Here is a 330-nt window from a genome sequence, read left to right as displayed (position 1 = left end):
CTGGAAACCACAAAACGCGACATTCGCCGTCATCGGCGTGGTGCCTCGAGATTAGGTCAGCGTCATTGCCCACGGCGAAAAACTGGAAATTGTCGACGAAACCGCCACCATCCAGCGGCACGCCTGCAAGCAGTGCCACGCCCATCTCTTCGGGCGCATCGAGAACAAGGACCATGCGTTTTATGGCCTGGACTTCGTCCACACCGAGCTTTCGCCGCAGAGCGGATGGGCTGCGCCGGGATTCGCGGCGTTCGTGTCCTCCATCATCGAAACCGGCACACCGCCAGCGCAAATGAAGGCCATCCGTGAGCGCCTGCGCTCGATCGGCCT

The 330-nt window shown here is 61.2% G+C and carries 1 pseudogene; it reads left to right on the top strand.

From position 1 onward, the window contains the following. A pseudogene (locus E3W21_RS28720) lies at positions 1-330 on the top strand (glutathione-dependent formaldehyde-activating protein); the annotation flags it as partial.

Origin of the sequence: Pseudomonas sp. F01002 (assembly GCF_004402115.1) — a bacterium.
GTDB classification, from domain to species: Bacteria; Pseudomonadota; Gammaproteobacteria; order Pseudomonadales; family Pseudomonadaceae; genus Aquipseudomonas; species Aquipseudomonas frigoris.
This window is presented reverse-complemented; position numbering and strand designations above follow the sequence as displayed.